The organism is Ammoniphilus resinae (assembly GCF_017873965.1).
Taxonomy (GTDB): Bacteria; Bacillota; Bacilli; order Aneurinibacillales; family RAOX-1; genus Ammoniphilus_A; species Ammoniphilus_A resinae.
This window is the reverse complement of the sequence record NZ_JAGGKT010000011.1, coordinates 25,438-41,794: the sequence shown is the minus strand read 5'-3', so window position 1 is coordinate 41,794 and position 16,357 is coordinate 25,438. Positions and strand designations below refer to the sequence as shown.

General features: G+C 41.2%; 16 protein-coding genes. 15 read left to right on the top strand and 1 reads right to left on the bottom strand.

The features are described from left to right. Positions 1–26 precede the first annotated feature (26 nt). The 4 genes from J2Z37_RS16630 (at position 27) to J2Z37_RS16615 (ending at position 4,145) form a co-directional block, all read left to right on the top strand. Positions 27–920, top strand: coding sequence for a ComEC/Rec2 family competence protein (locus J2Z37_RS16630; RefSeq protein ID WP_209811424.1), 894 nt, complete (start codon positions 27–29; stop codon positions 918–920). Positions 921–1,000: 80 nt separating this feature from the next. Then, on the top strand, positions 1,001–1,852 hold the full coding sequence (ku, locus tag J2Z37_RS16625; protein ID WP_209811423.1) for a non-homologous end joining protein Ku: 852 nt from the start codon (positions 1,001–1,003) through the stop codon (positions 1,850–1,852). A 12-nt stretch (positions 1,853–1,864) separates the two neighbouring features. Beyond that, the gene (ligD, locus tag J2Z37_RS16620) at positions 1,865–2,797 is read left to right on the top strand and encodes a non-homologous end-joining DNA ligase (protein WP_209811422.1); all 933 of its coding nucleotides are present in this window, start codon (positions 1,865–1,867) and stop codon (positions 2,795–2,797) included. Between the two features lie 52 nt (positions 2,798–2,849). Next, complete coding sequence (locus tag J2Z37_RS16615; protein ID WP_209811421.1) at positions 2,850–4,145, top strand: amidohydrolase family protein; 1,296 nt, start codon at positions 2,850–2,852, stop codon at positions 4,143–4,145. A 79-nt stretch (positions 4,146–4,224) separates the two neighbouring features. On the opposite strand, the gene J2Z37_RS16610 is transcribed toward J2Z37_RS16615, so the two are convergent. Then, on the bottom strand, positions 4,225–4,404 hold the full coding sequence (locus J2Z37_RS16610) for a hypothetical protein (RefSeq protein WP_209811420.1): 180 nt from the start codon (positions 4,402–4,404) through the stop codon (positions 4,225–4,227). A 286-nt stretch (positions 4,405–4,690) separates the two neighbouring features. Between J2Z37_RS16610 and J2Z37_RS16605 the strand changes: the two genes are divergently transcribed. The 11 genes from J2Z37_RS16605 (at position 4,691) to J2Z37_RS16555 (ending at position 16,181) form a co-directional block, all read left to right on the top strand. Next, entirely contained in the window at positions 4,691–5,212 is a 522-nt protein-coding gene (locus tag J2Z37_RS16605) for a hypothetical protein (protein WP_209811419.1), read from the top strand. Further along, positions 5,205–6,698 (top strand): AAA family ATPase, encoded by a 1,494-nt coding sequence (locus J2Z37_RS16600; RefSeq protein ID WP_209811418.1) that lies wholly within the window; start codon positions 5,205–5,207, stop codon positions 6,696–6,698. Before J2Z37_RS16605 ends, J2Z37_RS16600 begins: the two co-directional genes overlap by 8 nt. A gap of 258 nt (positions 6,699–6,956) precedes the next feature. Next, positions 6,957–8,135, top strand: coding sequence for a pyridoxal phosphate-dependent aminotransferase (locus J2Z37_RS16595; protein ID WP_209811417.1), 1,179 nt, complete (start codon positions 6,957–6,959; stop codon positions 8,133–8,135). Positions 8,136–8,261: 126 nt separating this feature from the next. Continuing rightward, complete coding sequence (locus J2Z37_RS16590; protein WP_209811416.1) at positions 8,262–8,402, top strand: hypothetical protein; 141 nt, start codon at positions 8,262–8,264, stop codon at positions 8,400–8,402. Between the two features lie 395 nt (positions 8,403–8,797). Continuing rightward, positions 8,798–9,490: a DnaD domain-containing protein gene (locus tag J2Z37_RS16585; protein WP_209811415.1), complete on the top strand. Its 693-nt coding sequence runs from the start codon at positions 8,798–8,800 to the stop codon at positions 9,488–9,490. 77 nt (positions 9,491–9,567) lie between these two features. Next, positions 9,568–10,656 carry a YheC/YheD family endospore coat-associated protein gene (locus J2Z37_RS16580; RefSeq protein ID WP_209811414.1) on the top strand — a complete coding sequence of 363 codons (1,089 nt, stop codon included), beginning with the start codon at positions 9,568–9,570 and terminating at the stop codon, positions 10,654–10,656. A 149-nt stretch (positions 10,657–10,805) separates the two neighbouring features. Further along, entirely contained in the window at positions 10,806–12,014 is a 1,209-nt protein-coding gene (locus tag J2Z37_RS16575) for a glycosyltransferase family 4 protein (protein WP_209811413.1), read from the top strand. Beyond that, on the top strand, positions 12,011–13,063 hold the full coding sequence (locus tag J2Z37_RS16570; protein ID WP_209811412.1) for a glucose-1-phosphate thymidylyltransferase: 1,053 nt from the start codon (positions 12,011–12,013) through the stop codon (positions 13,061–13,063). The genes J2Z37_RS16575 and J2Z37_RS16570 overlap by 4 nt, the downstream gene beginning before the upstream one ends. Next, complete coding sequence (locus tag J2Z37_RS16565) at positions 13,056–13,859, top strand: glycosyltransferase family 2 protein (RefSeq protein ID WP_209811411.1); 804 nt, start codon at positions 13,056–13,058, stop codon at positions 13,857–13,859. Before J2Z37_RS16570 ends, J2Z37_RS16565 begins: the two co-directional genes overlap by 8 nt. 17 nt (positions 13,860–13,876) lie before the next feature. Then, positions 13,877–14,824, top strand: a complete 948-nt coding sequence (locus J2Z37_RS16560; protein ID WP_209811410.1) for an NAD-dependent epimerase/dehydratase family protein — start codon at positions 13,877–13,879, stop codon at positions 14,822–14,824. A gap of 55 nt (positions 14,825–14,879) precedes the next feature. After that, positions 14,880–16,181 (top strand): UDP-glucose dehydrogenase family protein, encoded by a 1,302-nt coding sequence (locus J2Z37_RS16555; protein WP_209811409.1) that lies wholly within the window; start codon positions 14,880–14,882, stop codon positions 16,179–16,181. Positions 16,182–16,357: the final 176 nt, after the last annotated feature.

Here is a 16,357-nt window from a genome sequence, read left to right as displayed (position 1 = left end):
TGGAGAAAAAATTGCAGGTGATCTAAATGGGATTGAGATTTGGATTGTTGGGTTTATGGGTCCTATTGCTGGTTTTAAGTGCATGTCAAGCAAAAGAGCAAACGATAATGGCCACACACCATGCCCCGGTCGAAATAGCAGATTTTCCAGTCAGCGTTCATTTCCTTGGAATTTCTGAAGGGGAATCCACCTTGGTTTTGGCTAAAAACTTTACGATGCTAGTTGACGCAGGATCAGCAAAAAGCGCAAATGAAATAATAGAAATTTTGGAGCAATTTGAGGTCGAGAGAATTGATACTCTGGTATTAACGGGTGAGATGGATGGTCATGTGGATGGCGCTAATACCATTTTACAACACTACCCTGTTGATCAATTAATGGTGCCTGAACTTATACAACAAACAATCTTAGAAAGAATCACACAACCAGTTCAATCAATTGTCGCTGTTACTGAAGGACAGACTTTTACTTTTGCAAAAATATTAAAAATGCGCGTGTTAAGTCCTAGTGAACCATTATCTTTATCTCCACAAGCAAATTCTCTAGTGTTTCAGCTTATACATGATAAAGTGAAGTGGATGTTCACGAGTGATATTAACGATGAAATTGAATATCAACTAATCGAAAAATATAATCTAAAGTCACAAATTTTAAAGGTTAGTGACAGTGGCAGCAATCAGGCATCAAGCCCCTCCTTTTTGGAGAAGGTTGATGCACATGTAGCCGTGATTTTTCAAGATCTAACAAATACAATAGGCTTTGATGATGTGATTGAACGGTTGAATGAAACCTGGTTGGATGTATATCAGACAAAAACACACGGAACAGTGAGCGTATTATCGGATGGAAGGGACTATCAAATTAAGCGGGAAAAATCGAAGGGTTTTTTTCAAGAGCATGAAGAGTATCAAGAACCTTAAGGCAGTCATATTTTGGCTGTCTTTTTTGTCGATTTTTTGGGGCACGCTAACAAAAAGAAACAAGAAGGAGATGCAAACTAATGCATACAATGTGGAAAGGCTCCATTAGTTTCGGGTTGGTCAATATTCCTATTAAAATGTTTAGTGCCACGGAAGACAAAGATGTTCGTTTTCGTACGTTGCATAAGGAATGTGGTACACCTATTAAATATATAAAAACCTGTCCAGTGTGCGATCGTGAGGTTCAAAATGAGGAAATTGTAAAAGGATATGAATACGAGCCGGGTCGATTTGTTTTAATGGAAAATGAAGAGATTGACGCGATCACTCCGGAAACAAGGAAAACCATTGAAATCTTAGATTTCGTCCATTTAGAACAAATTGATCCGATTTATTTTGATAAAACCTATTTTCTCTCACCGCAGGAAACGGGGGACAAGGCCTATAGCTTATTGCGTGAAGCAATGAAAAGGGCAGGGAAAATTGCCATTGCCAAGATTACCATCCGATCAAAAGAAAGCTTGGCAGCTGTACGATTGTATGAAAATTGTATTGTCATGGAAACCATTTTTTATCCAGATGAAGTTCGCTCCGTGGAACATGTACCGGGGTTGCCTGGAAACATGGAATTAAATGAATCGGAAATGAATATGGCGATCCAATTAATTGAAAATTTGGCTACTGACTTTAATCCAGAAAAGTATGCAGATGATTACCGAAATAAATTGTTGGAGCTCATCCATGCAAAAATTGAAGGAGAAGAAATCCAGGAGGCTCCCAATGTCCCACGTGCAGCAAAAGTGGTCGATTTAATGGCGGCCTTACAGGCGAGTCTGGATGCCACCCGGCAGGATAAAAAGGAGAAAGCTGCTTCGACTGCCACAGAAGCAAAGGAACCAGTTAAAAAACGTAAACGAAAAGCTACTGTATAAGGAAATTTAGCCATGGTTAGTGTGTTAATGAAAAAAAGTGAAGAATTTGACCTCGAAATTGGAGAACGAAAATTAAGGATTACCAACCCTGCGAAGCTTCTTTGGCCAGAGGATGCTATCACAAAATTGGATTATATTCATTACCTTATCGCAGTCGCACCTGTCATGCTGCCCTATTTGCACGATCGATTGCTGACAACGATTCGCTATCCCGATGGAATTCACGGAAAGTCTTTTTACCAGAAAAACAGACCGGAACATGCACCAGAATGGATTGAGAGTTGCTACTGGAGGGAAACCAACTATGTTCTTGCAAACAAGTTGGAAACCCTGATTTGGTTAGGAAATCAGGCATGCCTGGAATTGCATGTTTCCTTTAATAAATATCAAAGGGAACAGTTTCCTACCGAACTAGTGTTTGATTTGGATCCTACAGATGTAGAAAATTATGAACTTGTTTTAGAAGTGGCTAGTAAAATAAAGGAAGTCCTTGATTCGTTAGGGCTGTTTAGTCAAGCGAAGACATCGGGCGCATCGGGACTGCAGATTTATATTCCTATAGTTGAACGCTATACGTATGACCAGACGCGAAAACTTAATAAATTTATTGCCGAATACATTGTCGGCAAAAATCCACAGCAGGTAACATTGGAACGTCTTGTTAAAAATAGAGGAACCAAGCTTTATTTTGATTATATACAGCATGGGGAAGGGCGGACACTTCCAGCACCTTATTCAACTCGGGCAAGAGGGGGAGGAACAGTTTCGACCCCTGTTACATGGGAGGAAGTCCAATCAGGGTTTCATCCCACAGATTTTACAATCCGAAACATCATGGAGCGGATCAAAAGCATAGGAGATCTCTTTGCATCGATAACAACAGAAAAGAAAGAACAGTCTTTGGATGAGATTTTGGCCTTCCTTAAGCAAAAGCAACTTGACTAGTCCTGTTTCGCTCTGCTTTAATGGCTTTATCATCAGAATGGAGTGAAAAAGTATGCCAAAAATTCTAACAAATGGATTTGTCATTACAGTTAACGAGGAAAATATGGTATACCGGCAAGGTGCAGTTGCTTTTGACGGGGATGTTATTACATACGTTGGAGAGGTTCCAGAAGATTTGTCTGTATACGATGAAGTGATTGACGTTCGCGGGGCCATCATTATGCCTGGATTAGTAAACACCCATGGCCATGCCGCGATGTCTTTACTTCGCGGCTATGCAGATGATCTTCCCTTACAGGAATGGCTAGAAACAAAAATGTGGCCGTTGGAAGGACAATTTACTTCCGAACATGTGAAATGGGGGACATATCTCTCGATAATCGAGATGCTTCGTACGGGGACAACCTGCTTTATGGACATGTATGACCACATGGACCAGGTGGCTGAAGCGGCAGAAGTGAGTGGAATGCGAGCTGGATTGGCACGGGGGGTAATCGGTCTTTGCCCTGTTGATGTACAGAAACAAAAACTGGAAGAGGCAGCTGATTTTGCTCAACGCTGGAATGGAAAAGCTGATGGGCGAATTACAACGATGATGTCACCACATGCTCCATATACCTGTCCACCAGATTATATCAGACAAATTGTAGAGAAAGCCCACGAATTGGACCTTCCTATCCATATTCATATGTCTGAATCGCAAAGAGAGGTTGAGCAAAACAGAAACGATTATGGATTAAGGCCACCTGCCCACCTCGAGAAGTTAGGGGTTTTTGAACGCCCAACCTTAGTTGCCCATGCTGTTCATTTAACCGATGAGGAGATTGAATTGTTGGCGAAATACGATGTCAAGGTATCTCATAATCCAATCAGTAACCTAAAATTGGCCAGTGGTATTGCCAGAGTGCCGGAAATGTTGGGAGCGGGTATAACGGTTTCCCTGGGGACTGATAGCTCAGCCAGTAACAATAACCTCAATTTATTTGAAGAAATAAAAATGGCGGCCTTGTTGCATAAAGGGGTGAGCTATAACCCTGTTGTCGTTCCAGCAGAAGAGGCCTTACGGATGGGTACGCGTTATGGTGCGGAGGCAATGTTTATAGGAAAGCAAACAGGTTCATTGGAAGCTGGAAAGAAAGCGGACATCATTGTAGTACGAACAGACCGTGCGCATTTCCATCCGCTCCATGACCCAGTTTCCCACTTGGTTTACGCAACGTCCGGTTACGATGTTAAAGACGTCTATGTAAATGGAAAAATGCTTGTTGATAACGGGGAAATAAAAACACTTGATGAAGAAAAAATTATTTATGAAACCAATCGGATGTTTGATTCTCTTGAGAAATAATTCGGCTCCGCCTATAAGCTTAAAACTAAAAAAGGGTGCATAGCACCCTTTTTTAGCGAGGTATAGGTAGGTTTTAATTTTATTCAACTTTAATCCAAGCGGAAAAATCCGGATGCCGAAATGAAGGTGCTGCGTCTTCCTGAATGCGAAAACTTGATGATAGTGCAACCCATGACATGTGGTGGTCGTTCAGAATTCTCTCGACAATGTCTGGAGGCATGTCATGTAATTCGTTTAGGGATGATCCTTTAAGGGCCACGCATTCACCTCCCTCTTGCGCGGTAACTATATTATTAACCCCACTCCTCAAGCTAATGAGTAGTATTATTTGCCCATTCACGCAACTTCTTCAAATAGTTCCCCATTGAATAGAATTCCTCAATTTTGAATCAGTTCAAAACCTCTATCCTAAACTTGGAAAGTTTCTCTTTTTTTTCAAAGAACAAGGAAAAACATTCTGCTCCCTCTGAGATATATCCTGTGATATACTTTAATATGTATCGTCTGCAAAAAAAATTAAATGAAAAATAGAAAGGGGGGCTAGTATGAAATTGCGTACAATGCCCGTGATGTTGTCTTTGATTTCGACATTAGCCCTGTTATTTGGTGGGTGGTATACGTATCAGCATTTTTACATCAAGCAACCTGTTCAAGATTTTATCGCAGCAAAAAATGATTTAATTCTAAACGATTTGAAGATCACCCAGGATCAAGTCGTTGTCGATATTGACTTTAAAAACCCTGAAAAATTTGTGAGTGATTACAAAGAAATCAATCAATATATGGAAGAGCAAATGGGTGGGAAAGAAATCCTCATTCGTCTGCCTCAATATGGAGAGAAAATGCGAGACCTATGGGAGGATGAATATTTCGGTGTAGCGGAGGCTATTCAGACGAAAGAATATACCAAAATTCCACTCATGATGGAAGAGATGAAGAAAAAAGAACAATTACAGCAGGCTATGGCAAAAATGGATGAGGATTTTGTTTATTTGTACCTACAAAATGGAACAGACCATCTATATGCTGTTCTTCCCTTAAAGGAAGAGGTGAAAGACCTTGAGTAAAGAAATCGTATTTGGAATGATCCCAGCCTTATTTATCTTTCTAGCCTTTTTAGGGGTTAATATCGCTCCTTTATTAATTGGTGGTATTCTTGTGGGAGTAGTACTTTTCCTCATTATGCGACAAGGCGGCGGGATGGCTATTGGTTCTGGTAAAAAGGCAAAAAACTCTGTTCCAAAAACAGATATCAAATTCGAGGATATCGGAGGGCAAGAGAGGGCAAAGGGTGAACTAACAGAAGCGCTAGATTTTCTTATTCAAAAGGATGTAGCAGCGGAATATGGCATCCGTCCCTTAAAAGGGATTTTGCTTACTGGACCTCCTGGAACCGGAAAAACCCTCATGGCGAAAGCAGCGGCGAACTATACAAATTCTGCTTTTGTGGCTGCCAGTGGATCTGAATTTGTGGAAATGTACGTAGGGGTTGGGGCCCAGCGGATTCGGGATCTATTTAAGGATGTTAAAACGATGGCGGAAAAGAATAACCAATCCAGTGGGATTGTCTTCATTGATGAAATCGATGTCCTTGGTGGAAAAAGGGAAGGAAGTCATCATAGAGAATATGACCAAACCCTAAACCAATTGCTCACCGAAATGGATGGAATATCTACTTCAGAGCATCCACGTATCCTGATCATGGCTGCAACCAACCGGGCAGACATGCTTGATGAAGCACTGCTCCGTCCAGGTCGTTTTGACCGGAAAATTGGTGTTGATCTTCCGGACAAAAAGGCAAGACTGCAAATCTTGAAGATTCATACCAAAAATAAACCAATGTCTGGCGACGTCAACCTTGAGCAGGTGGCTGCGGAGTCCTACGGTTTTTCCGGTGCCCAATTAGAAAGTGTAACCAACGAAGCGGCAATCTATGCTTTCCGGGAAAAATCAAAAGAATTGCTTCCCAAACATTTTTCCTTTGCGATTGATAAAGTCATGATGGGGGAAAAAACCGATCGTGAAACCAATGAGCAGGAAAAAGAACGTGTTGCGATTCATGAATTGGGACATGCGATTGTTTCCGAGGAAGTGAATCCAAATTCTGTTTCTCAGGTTACCGTCAGTCCGCGTGGACAAGCCCTTGGGTATGTTCGTCAGAACCCGCAGGAAGATCATTATCTCTATACAAAAGAGTATTTGGAGAAGCAAATTATGATCTGTTTAGGTGGCGCGGTAGCAGAAGAATTAGAATACGGGGAACGCAGTACAGGCTCTAAAAGCGATTTTGATCAAGCTTTACGATTAGTTCACACAATGATTGATGCAGGGTTATCAAGCCTGGGGATCGTGAAATTTGATATGGTGAAAAAAGACTTGATTCAAAATGAAACAACTAAGATTTTAGATCATCTGTTAGAGAAAACACGAAAAATTTTAGCTGCCAAACGTCGATTGATGGAGGAAGGCGCAGCGATATTGGTGAAGGAAGAAGTGCTTAGCGGTGATTTCTTTCGCCAGTTTGCAGCAGAACCGCATCAAGAGGTGAGTTGAAAAGCTTAATAAGGGGGTCAGACCTCTGTAGAAATTTGTTGAATCAATAACCCTGCAGTATTAAGGGATCTGGATTTTACTATTCAACAAATTACAACAGGTCTGACCCCCAATCTCGTTAACTGGAGAATTTCCTTTTTAAAGCGCATTAATGCGTTTTTTTTCTAATAAGGTTATTGAATTTTATCTGGTTTAAAGTAGAATGAAAGGGAATAATTTAGTAAGGACCATTGGAGCCTATAGGAGGTTTGTTTTTTTATGAGATTATCTACACGAGTGAAGCAGTTAGCCCCATCCCCTACACTGGCCATAACTGCCAAGGCAAATGAGTTAAAAAAACAAGGGATTGATATTGTAGGACTAGGTGCCGGTGAACCGGATTTTAATACACCACAACATATTATTGATGCCGCTGTGAAGGCAATGCAAGAAGGCAAGACGAAGTATACGCCAGCTGCAGGGATCATCGAATTAAAAGAAGCGGTTTGCAAAAAATTAAAAGATGACAATGGGTTAGATTATAAACCAAACCAAATTATGATCGGTAATGGGGCAAAACATGTTTTATATAATATCTTTCAAGCGATTCTTAATCCTGGGGATGAAGTAATTGTACCGATTCCTTATTGGGTTTCCTATCCTGAGCAGGTTTCCTTGGCTGGTGGAGTACCTGTTTTTGTGGAAGGAAAAGAAGAGCTGGAGTTTAAAATTACGCCACAGCAGTTGGAAGAAGCAATTACAGAGAAAACGCAGGCGTTGATCATTACTTCACCAAGTAATCCAACCGGAAGTGTCTATACTCGTGAAGAATTAGAGGCGCTTAGTGAAGTTTGTATCAAAAAGGGGATCTTAATGGTTTCCGATGAAATCTATGAGAAATTGGTCTACGATGGTGTAGAACATGTAAGTGTTGCAAGCTTAAGCCCAGAAGCTTACAAACATACAATTGTCGTAAACGGGATGTCTAAACCTTATTCCATGACCGGATGGCGCATAGGTTATGCTGCAGGAAGCCAGGAGCTAATTTCGGCGATGACCAATCTATCCAGTCATTCCACGTCCAATCCTACGACCTTTGCTCAGTATGGTGCGCTTGAGGCTTTACAGGGATCTCAAGAACCATTAGAAATGATGAGAACGGAATTCGAAAAGCGGAGAAATCGCGTAGTCGAATTATTAAATGAGATCGAAGGAATTCACTGTATTAAGCCAAAAGGTGCTTTCTATGTATTCGCCAACGTGTCTGAGGCTGTGAAGAAGGGCGGTTACGCCGATACAGATGAATGGGCAAAAGCATTGCTCGAAGAAGAATTTGTAGCGGTTGTTCCAGGTAGTGGTTTTGGTGCTCCAAACCATATGCGCATTTCCTATGCGACTTCAATGGAACAGCTTGAAAAAGGGATTCAGCGAATTAAAAAGTTTGTAGAGAAGAAGTAAGTTTGAGAGTGCTGTCTGAGAGTTTTCAGATAGCACTTTTTTGTATTTGAAGGGTAGTACATTATTTTAGCATGATCGAGGGATAGTAAAGGATGTTAGCAGTTTTTTGACGAAGGAGGATGAATTGTGAAATACTCAAAACAACGAAACAGTAATAATACAGAAGTTCGTGAAAAAGAGATGACAAAACAACCGGAGTCCGCTAGAGAAGCAGCCACTGGATTTGGGGATAAGAAGTTGGATGGTCCGAACCGTCCATCAACTTAATCAGGGGTGCAAAGATGGGGATGGAGTGGTGAATTCGGATTGAAAAACCAGAACCCCCTGGGTTACAGTCCGAATCCGTGGTGAATTCGGACTGAAAAACCAGGCCCCCCCGGGTTACGGTCCGAATCCGTGGTGAATTTGGACTGAAAAACCAGGAACCCCAGGGTTACAGTCCGAATCCGTGGTGAATTTGGACTGAAAAACTAGAACCCCCCGGGTTACAGTCCGAATCCGTGGTGAATTCGGACTGAAAAACCAGGAACCCCCGGGTTACAGTCCGAATTCTAAAACCTCCCCCATATTGTCCTCTTAACCCTCATACGAAAAAGTTAACGAAAGGTCAAGCCTAACATTTCACCTAACGAAATAGTATAATAAAGGTGAGGTGTAGAAACATGGAGAAGTTCATTTTGAAATTGTTGAAGGAAGGGGTCATGTCCGTTTCAACAACACTTGTTAAACATTACAAGGACATAGGGTTGTCTGACCTAGAGTTCATCCTGGTTATACATATTATGAATTTTAAAAACGAGGGCTTTGATTTTCCAACAACTGAACAACTGAAAGAACGGATGACAATGGATGAACCGATTATCCTTTCAATGCTTCAGCGCTTAATCAAAAACGGCTTTCTCACAGTAGAGGACAAGATGGACAAAGGTGTTCGGTCTGAATTGATTCACATTGATCCGCTATATCAAAAATTGACACAATACCTAATGGCAGCTCATGCCAAAGACAAAGCAACCCAAGAAGTAAAACAACGAGACAATCTCTATACGATTTTTGAACAGGAGTTTGGCAGGCCTTTATCCCCCATTGAAGCTGAAAACCTGGCAATGTGGCAAGATAATGATTATTATTCAGATGATCTTATCATCGCTGCATTACGTGAGGCAGTGATTTCAGGTAAACTCTATTTTCGCTATATTGATCGAATCCTCCTGGAATGGCAGAGGAACCGGATTCGCACGCCGCAACAGGCTCGAGAGTTTAGTTTGCGCTTCCGCAAGCCCCCGGTGTCCCAACCACAGCAGAAGACAGAAGCTTTTCCTTTTTACAACTGGCTTGAGGCAGATTCTAGGTGAGCCCATTTCTTTCCCAAAAGTCACCTATTTTTATTCTCTTCATATCGTATCTGGAGAAAAATTATGGGTGATGACATATGAAAAGGGAATGGCTAGGAATCCTTGTGAATGATTCTTTAATTGAAGGGATTCGTAAGAGAAACACAGGACATGAAAATTTGCGTTTCTATCAAGAAGCAGGTGAAAAGTATCAATTGACTCCCTGTTATTTTCGCTTGCAGGATATTTCCCTCCGAGCGATGAGAGTGACAGCTTTCACAGAATCAAATGGCATCTGGAGGACAGTTAGAATTTCCCTGCCGTCGATTATCCACAATCGTGCAATTTTCCATACGCCAAAGGCATTAGAGCGGATGAAATGGTTAGAAGATCAAGGGGTGCAGATCTATAATTTTTGGAACCGTTACAGCAAACTTTATATTTCCAGGTTGCTTGAAGAGGAACCCCAATTACACCCATTTTTGCCCAAAACAATGTTGTTCACTCGAGAAAATTGTCAAACCATGTGTGAGGAATTCCCTTCCTTTCTGGCAAAACCTGTAAAAGGAAGTGTTGGAGAAGGAATCATTTTATGTGAGAACGCGGATGAGCAATCATTTATTATTAAATTTAGGCAAAATAATCGAGTGATTAAACGTAGGGTGTCGAATACAAATTTATACCTGGGTTTAAAACGGATAACTGGTAATGCCAGATATTTGTTGCAAGAGAAAATTCAGCTTGCTACTTTTGAAGGATCACCTTTTGACCTGCGTGTATCTGTACAAAAAAATGGCACAGGAGAATGGGGAGTTACAGGAATTGTATGTAAAGTAGCCCACCCCGGACATTTTTTGAGCAATGTAGCACAAGGGGGACGGGTTGTGAATTTAGAGAAAGCCGTATCTGCATACCCCCATTTGCACGTCGAAAAGGTGACGAAAAAGGTGGAGCAGGCAGCTCTTACTGTTACTCATTACTTGGATCAGAAACTTCCGCATTTGGCGGACCTTGGTTATGATTTCGGAATTGATGAGCAGGGCCAGCCCTACTTCATCGAAATGAATAGTCGCGACCAACGCTACAGTTTTGCCAAAGGGAATATGATGGATCGTTGGCGTCTTACCTACGAAAACCCTATTGCTTATGGAAAATATTTATTAGACAAAAAAGAAGGATCTCAGTAAACGAGATCCTTCTTTTTTAACGTGTTACCCGAAAAGGGGGGGGCTCTCTTTAAGATTAGGCATTTTCATTTGGGACAAACGCCGTTTCCGGATACCTGTCTAACTCATAGTCTATACCAATGAAATTAGTCAAAAGAGGGTGTTGATGGATGAAAATTGCCATCATTAGTCCAGGTAGTTTCTCCGTTCCCCCTGTCATAGGAAGCTCTGTAGAACATGACATTCAAATGGTTGCCGAGCAAATGGTTGAGGAACACCATGAGGTCACGGTCTACACGCGAAAATGCAGGGAATATAAAAGATCAAGCAGACATGGAAAGCTCTATTATAAACGAATTGGGTTTAAACGTTATGAATATTATTTGCGGAGGGTCATTAGACACTTAAAGAGACATAGGCCTGACGTTATTTTGGTCGAGAACAGACCTCGTTATATTGTGAAACTTCGAGAGAATTTCCCGGATCTTCCCATTGTCTTAAATATGCATTCTACGGTTTTTGCGTCTCCGCCTTATATCAGTTATCCGGAGATGCTGAAGGTCGCTAAAACTTGTGACACTTTATTAACGAACAGTAAATACTTGGAAAATTATTATGTTACGAAGTACCCACCATTTAAAAATAAAGCCTTTGGTGTCCATTTGGGGATCAATGCAGCCCCTTTTGAGGAAGCTTCGGAAAGAGAGGAAAAAATTGCAGAAATTAGACAGAAATTCAATTTGAAAGAAGGAGAACCTACTATATTATTTGTAGGCAGGCTTATGAGGGCGAAAGGAATTCATTTGTTGCTCAATGTCATGCCTCGGCTCGTCAAAAAATATCCCAAATTAAAGCTGGTTATTGCAGGAAGTCCGCGTTATGGAAGGAACATTAGCACACCTTATGTCAGGATGCTAAAACAAAAAACCAGCAAATTGCACAAACATATTGTCTTTACCAATTTTGTGCCGCCTGACAAAATTCCTTATATCTACCAACTCGCAGATGTCGTTGTCATTCCTTCTCTTTGGCAAGAGCCGTTTGGCAGGGTGAATCTTGAGGCAATGGCTTCAACGAAAGCCGTCGTGGCCAGCAATCGGGGCGGGATTCCTGAAGTTATTCGTGATCAGGAGAATGGCTTTATCGTTTCGATACGAAGGTATCGAGATGAACTCTACGAAGGAATTTCTAAATTATTGGAATCTGAAGAACTACGAGAGGAATATGGGAAAAGAGGGTTGGAATTAGCAAAGAATTTCACTTGGTCAAAAACAGCAAAGGAGTATCTGCAGATTTTTGAAGATCTAACAAGTGAATCTATCCAAGACAAGAGAAAGATTGAGGAGGAGGCTACATTAAATAGGAGTGATGGAGATTGAAAGGACTTATTTTATGCGCCGGCAAAGGAACAAGATTACAGCCTTTTTCCTACTCGCAGCCTAAAACCTTGCTGCCTGTGGCGGGAAAGTCTGTTTTGGAGTATTGTCTGGAAAATCTTATCAAACAGGGCATTAAGGAAATAGGAATTGTGGTCAATCCATCACAGGATAGCATTTTTAAATCATTAGGAAACGGAGAGCGATTTGGGGTTAAGCTGCATTATATCTACCAACTGGAACAGAAGGGAATTTCTCATGCTGTTAAGGCAGCAGAAGCGTTTATCGGTCAAGACCCTTTTGTTTTGGTATTAGGGGATAATTTAATCGCTGAAGATTTGGAAACCTTAATTGAATCATATCAAAGGGATCAAACAAGTGGTGCAGTTCTGTTGTCCCAAGTGAGTAATCCGCAAGATTATGGAATCGCTGTTGTTAAGGGGAATGAAATCATCAATCTGGAGGAAAAACCAGCAAAACCAAAAAGTAATTTGGCGGTCATAGGAGCCTATTTATTTGATCAAAGTATCTTTAAAGCCGTTCATAATATTCGTCCTTCAAAGAGAGGAGAATATGAAATTACGGATGCTATTCAATGGCTGATCGACAATGGCTTCAAAATATCCTACACAATAACCAAAAAACTATATTCTGATGTAGGTACGATTGGCCGTTGGTTAGAGGCTAATGAATGGATGTTATCCAAAAGGCTTGAAAAAAAGATAGTTGTCGGAAACAATACGATCATAGAAAACTGTACGTTAAGAGGTCCAGTAATTATAGGTGACAACTGTGTTCTGAAGGATGCGGAAATTGGACCTTTTGTTTCCATTCAAGATGATTGTTACGTTGAAAAATGCCATATCGATCACAGTATCCTGCTGGAGAAATCTCATCTTAGCCATATTGATATGCCGGTCTCACAGAGTGTCTTTGGACGTGAAGTGAACTTAAAGGGGTTGACCGGGGTATCGAAAAATAAAGTCCACTTTTATGTTGGCGATAAAGCACAGCTCATTATTCCCAAAGATGAGGAAGATTCTGATGGGTAAACCCAAAATTACTGTTGTCATTCCTTCTTATAATCGGGCGGAATATATTGAAAAAGCAGTGCGTAGTGTTTTGAAGCAAAGCCATCCCCGTTGGAAATTGCTTATTATTGATGATGCCTCAACCGATGATACGGTTTCGAGGCTTCAGAAATATTTAACAGATGAGCGGATCCGGATGATTTCTCTTTCCGAAAATGCCGGGATTTCCAGAGTCATGAATAGGGCTCTGGAAGAGGTGGATACGGAAGCTTTTCTCCAGCTAGACTCTGATGACTGGCTGGAGAAAGACACGATTAAGCGATTTGTTAAAGCGATGAAGAAGAATCCAAAGGCGGCATTATACTATGGGAATATTCGATTATGGATACCGAATCGAAAAAACAAATGGAGTGTGCATCAAATTATTCGACACCGAAAATTCTCGAATAAGTACCAATTTTTATGTTATATGACCTACATGCTTCACCCGCGGTGTTACCGCACGGAAGCTGTAAGGGCTGTTGGCGGTTGGCAGGTGGATGATCCTTACGATGGGCGGATTATGGAAGATCGCAGAATCTGTGTCAAATTAATAGAAAAATATCCCTTCCATTGGATCAACAAGATCATGTACAATCGCCGAAAACATCGTGATCAATTGACCAATCGGAAAGGTTACGAGGCAAGAAACCAGCTGCGCAAGGAATTGGTGAAAAAATCGTTAAAAAGCTGGGGGAGTAAATACACTCCCGTTTTTTCTTATCGCAATGGATTGCTCATTGTTAAACGATTGGTACGAAGGAAAAATCGATCATAGGGTGGTGAGAAATCAGCATGTCAAAAGTTCTTGTGACAGGGTGTGCGGGGTTTATCGGATCCGCTTTATCTGGTCGTTTGTTGGATGAAGGCTTTGAAGTGTTGGGGGTAGATTGCTTTACAAATAATTACGATAAAGTATTGAAACAGCGAAATTTGCAATCCCTGCGTATGCATCCGAATTTCACCCTACTCGAAAAAGATATCTTGCAAATCGATTGGAGTCACCAACTTAAAGGTATTCAATATATATTCCATCAGGCTGCTATTCCAGGTGTCCGGTCCAGTTGGGGAAAAAGCTTTGATCAATATGTTGAAAATAATGTACTGGCCACACAGATACTTTTAGAGGCGGCAAAAAATGGTTCAATTGATAAATTTGTCTATGCCTCTTCATCCTCGATTTATGGGTTAACAGAAGGAAGCACAGAGGAAACACGTCTGCCGAGGCCGCTTTCCCCTTATGGGGTGACAAAATTAGCTGGAGAACAGCTGTGCCATCTCTATGCCGATAATTATCAAGTCCCGACTGTTTCCCTGAGATATTTTACAGTGTATGGTCCTGGGCAAAGGCCAGATATGGCTTTTCATAAATTCATTAAGGCGATGCTTAACGACGCACCCATTACGGTCTATGGGGATGGTACCCAGACGAGGGATTTTACTTATATATCCGATGCTGTAGAAGCAAATCTACTTGCTGTAAAAAGTCCTTTTGTTGGAGAAGTTTTCAATATTGGTGGACGTTCACGGATTGTTCTGCATACTGTAATTGATAAGTTGGGGGATCTAATAGGGAAAAAACCCAAAATTGAATACTTGCAAAAGCAGGCAGGAGATCCACCGCACACATGGGCGAACATTTCAAAGGCGGAGAAAATGCTCGCTTATAACCCCAAGGTTTCCATCGAAAAAGGCTTGAAACTACAGGTTGAATATATGAAAACCTTGTACACCCAAACCTAGAGATGCGATAGATGGGGTCTATTTTTTCAAAATGAAAAAAGGGTGTGGAACACTAATGAAGGTAGCGGTTATAGGCACAGGATATGTGGGAATAACAACTGCAGCCTCTCTTGGAGAAATGGGACACCAAATTATGGGTGTGGATATAGATGAGGAAAAAATAAAGAAGCTGCAAAGTGGAATTCTTCCGATTTATGAACCAGGAGTTGAACCTTTGATCCAGGACCTAATGAGGCAGGGGCGCATTCAGTTTACTACGGATCTGAGAGAGGCAGTCTGTTTTGCCGATATTATTTTTATTGCAGTTGGCACTCCTTCTTTACCAAATGGGCAGGCTGATTTAGCATATGTGGAAAGCGCAGCAGCAGGAATTGGCAAATGTATGGACTGCTATAAAGTAATAGTAAACAAAAGTACTGTTCCTATTGGAACAGCTGAACGGGTTAAAAAGATTATTACATCCGAAGTAAATAAACGGGATCAGTTCATTAAATTTGATGTTGTGTCCAATCCCGAATTCCTGCAGGAAGGGAAAGCTTTACAAGATGCAAGGTGGCCGGATCGAATCATATTGGGTTGTGCATCAGAAAATGCGAAAAACCTGATGAACAAATTATATCAGGGAGTGCAAGCACCAAAATACTTTACCTCGCCAAAAAATGCGGAAATGATTAAATATGCCTCAAACGCTTTCCTCGCAACCAAAATCTCCTTTATGAATGAAATGGCAAGACTATGTGATACGCTTGAGGTAGATGTAACGGAAGTGGCCCAAGGAATGGGCATGGATAAGCGAATTGGACCTTATTTTCTACAAGCTGGAATTGGCTATGGCGGTTCCTGTTTTCCAAAAGATGTGGCAGCCCTTTATTCAATGGGTCAACAAGCACATTTGGAGATGCCGATCCTCCGCGAAGCGCAGAAGGTTAATCAAACCCAGTGTGATTGGTTTGTGGAGAAAATGAAGGGGATTGTAAACTTGGAAGGGAAAAATATTGCCTTGCTTGGCTTATCTTTTAAGCCGGAAACCGATGATATAAGGGAAGCACCGTCTATTAAGCTAATCGACCTATTTCTTAGAAATGGAGCAAAAATAAGTGCATACGATCCCAAGGCAATGAAGCCGATCCAGAATATATTTCCACAAATTACGATGGCTGAGGACTGTTATCAAGTGTTTGATGGGGCAGATATCGTAGTGTTGTGTACGGAGTGGAAGCAATTTCAAAAGCTTGACTGGATGAGAGCCAAAAGAATGATGAGAGGAAACTATCTGTTTGATGGGCGAAATGCACTTTCAGCAAAGGAATTGACAGCTATTGGCTTCCACTATTGGGGAGTGGCAAAAAAAACATAGGAGAATCTTTAGGAAGGCGTCCGGGGGCGCCTTCTTTATTTTTCTTTGTGGAAAAGGTCAAGCCTATATTTTACAATTTGGATTGTACATTCACCCAATTTCTCTAAAATAGTGACATATCCTAGGCATGTGAATAATTTACTACAGGAGAGTACACGAGTCTAGGAAAGGATGAA

Excerpts from the sequence above, each read along its gene's own strand:
- J2Z37_RS16555 (WP_209811409.1), top strand. The coding sequence starts at position 14,880 with ATGAAGGTAGCGGTTATAGGCACAGGATATGTGGGAATAACAACTGCA.
- J2Z37_RS16605 (WP_209811419.1), top strand. The coding sequence starts at position 4,691 with ATGAAATTGCGTACAATGCCCGTGATGTTGTCTTTGATTTCGACATTA.
- J2Z37_RS16615 (WP_209811421.1), top strand. The coding sequence starts at position 2,850 with ATGCCAAAAATTCTAACAAATGGATTTGTCATTACAGTTAACGAGGAA.
- J2Z37_RS16575 (WP_209811413.1), top strand. The coding sequence starts at position 10,806 with ATGAAAATTGCCATCATTAGTCCAGGTAGTTTCTCCGTTCCCCCTGTC.
- J2Z37_RS16630 (WP_209811424.1), top strand. The coding sequence starts at position 27 with ATGGGATTGAGATTTGGATTGTTGGGTTTATGGGTCCTATTGCTGGTT.
- ku (WP_209811423.1), top strand. The coding sequence starts at position 1,001 with ATGCATACAATGTGGAAAGGCTCCATTAGTTTCGGGTTGGTCAATATT.
- J2Z37_RS16580 (WP_209811414.1), top strand. The coding sequence starts at position 9,568 with ATGAAAAGGGAATGGCTAGGAATCCTTGTGAATGATTCTTTAATTGAA.
- J2Z37_RS16585 (WP_209811415.1), top strand. The coding sequence starts at position 8,798 with ATGGAGAAGTTCATTTTGAAATTGTTGAAGGAAGGGGTCATGTCCGTT.
- J2Z37_RS16565 (WP_209811411.1), top strand. The coding sequence starts at position 13,056 with ATGGGTAAACCCAAAATTACTGTTGTCATTCCTTCTTATAATCGGGCG.
- J2Z37_RS16595 (WP_209811417.1), top strand. The coding sequence starts at position 6,957 with ATGAGATTATCTACACGAGTGAAGCAGTTAGCCCCATCCCCTACACTG.
- J2Z37_RS16560 (WP_209811410.1), top strand. The coding sequence starts at position 13,877 with ATGTCAAAAGTTCTTGTGACAGGGTGTGCGGGGTTTATCGGATCCGCT.
- ligD (WP_209811422.1), top strand. The coding sequence starts at position 1,865 with ATGGTTAGTGTGTTAATGAAAAAAAGTGAAGAATTTGACCTCGAAATT.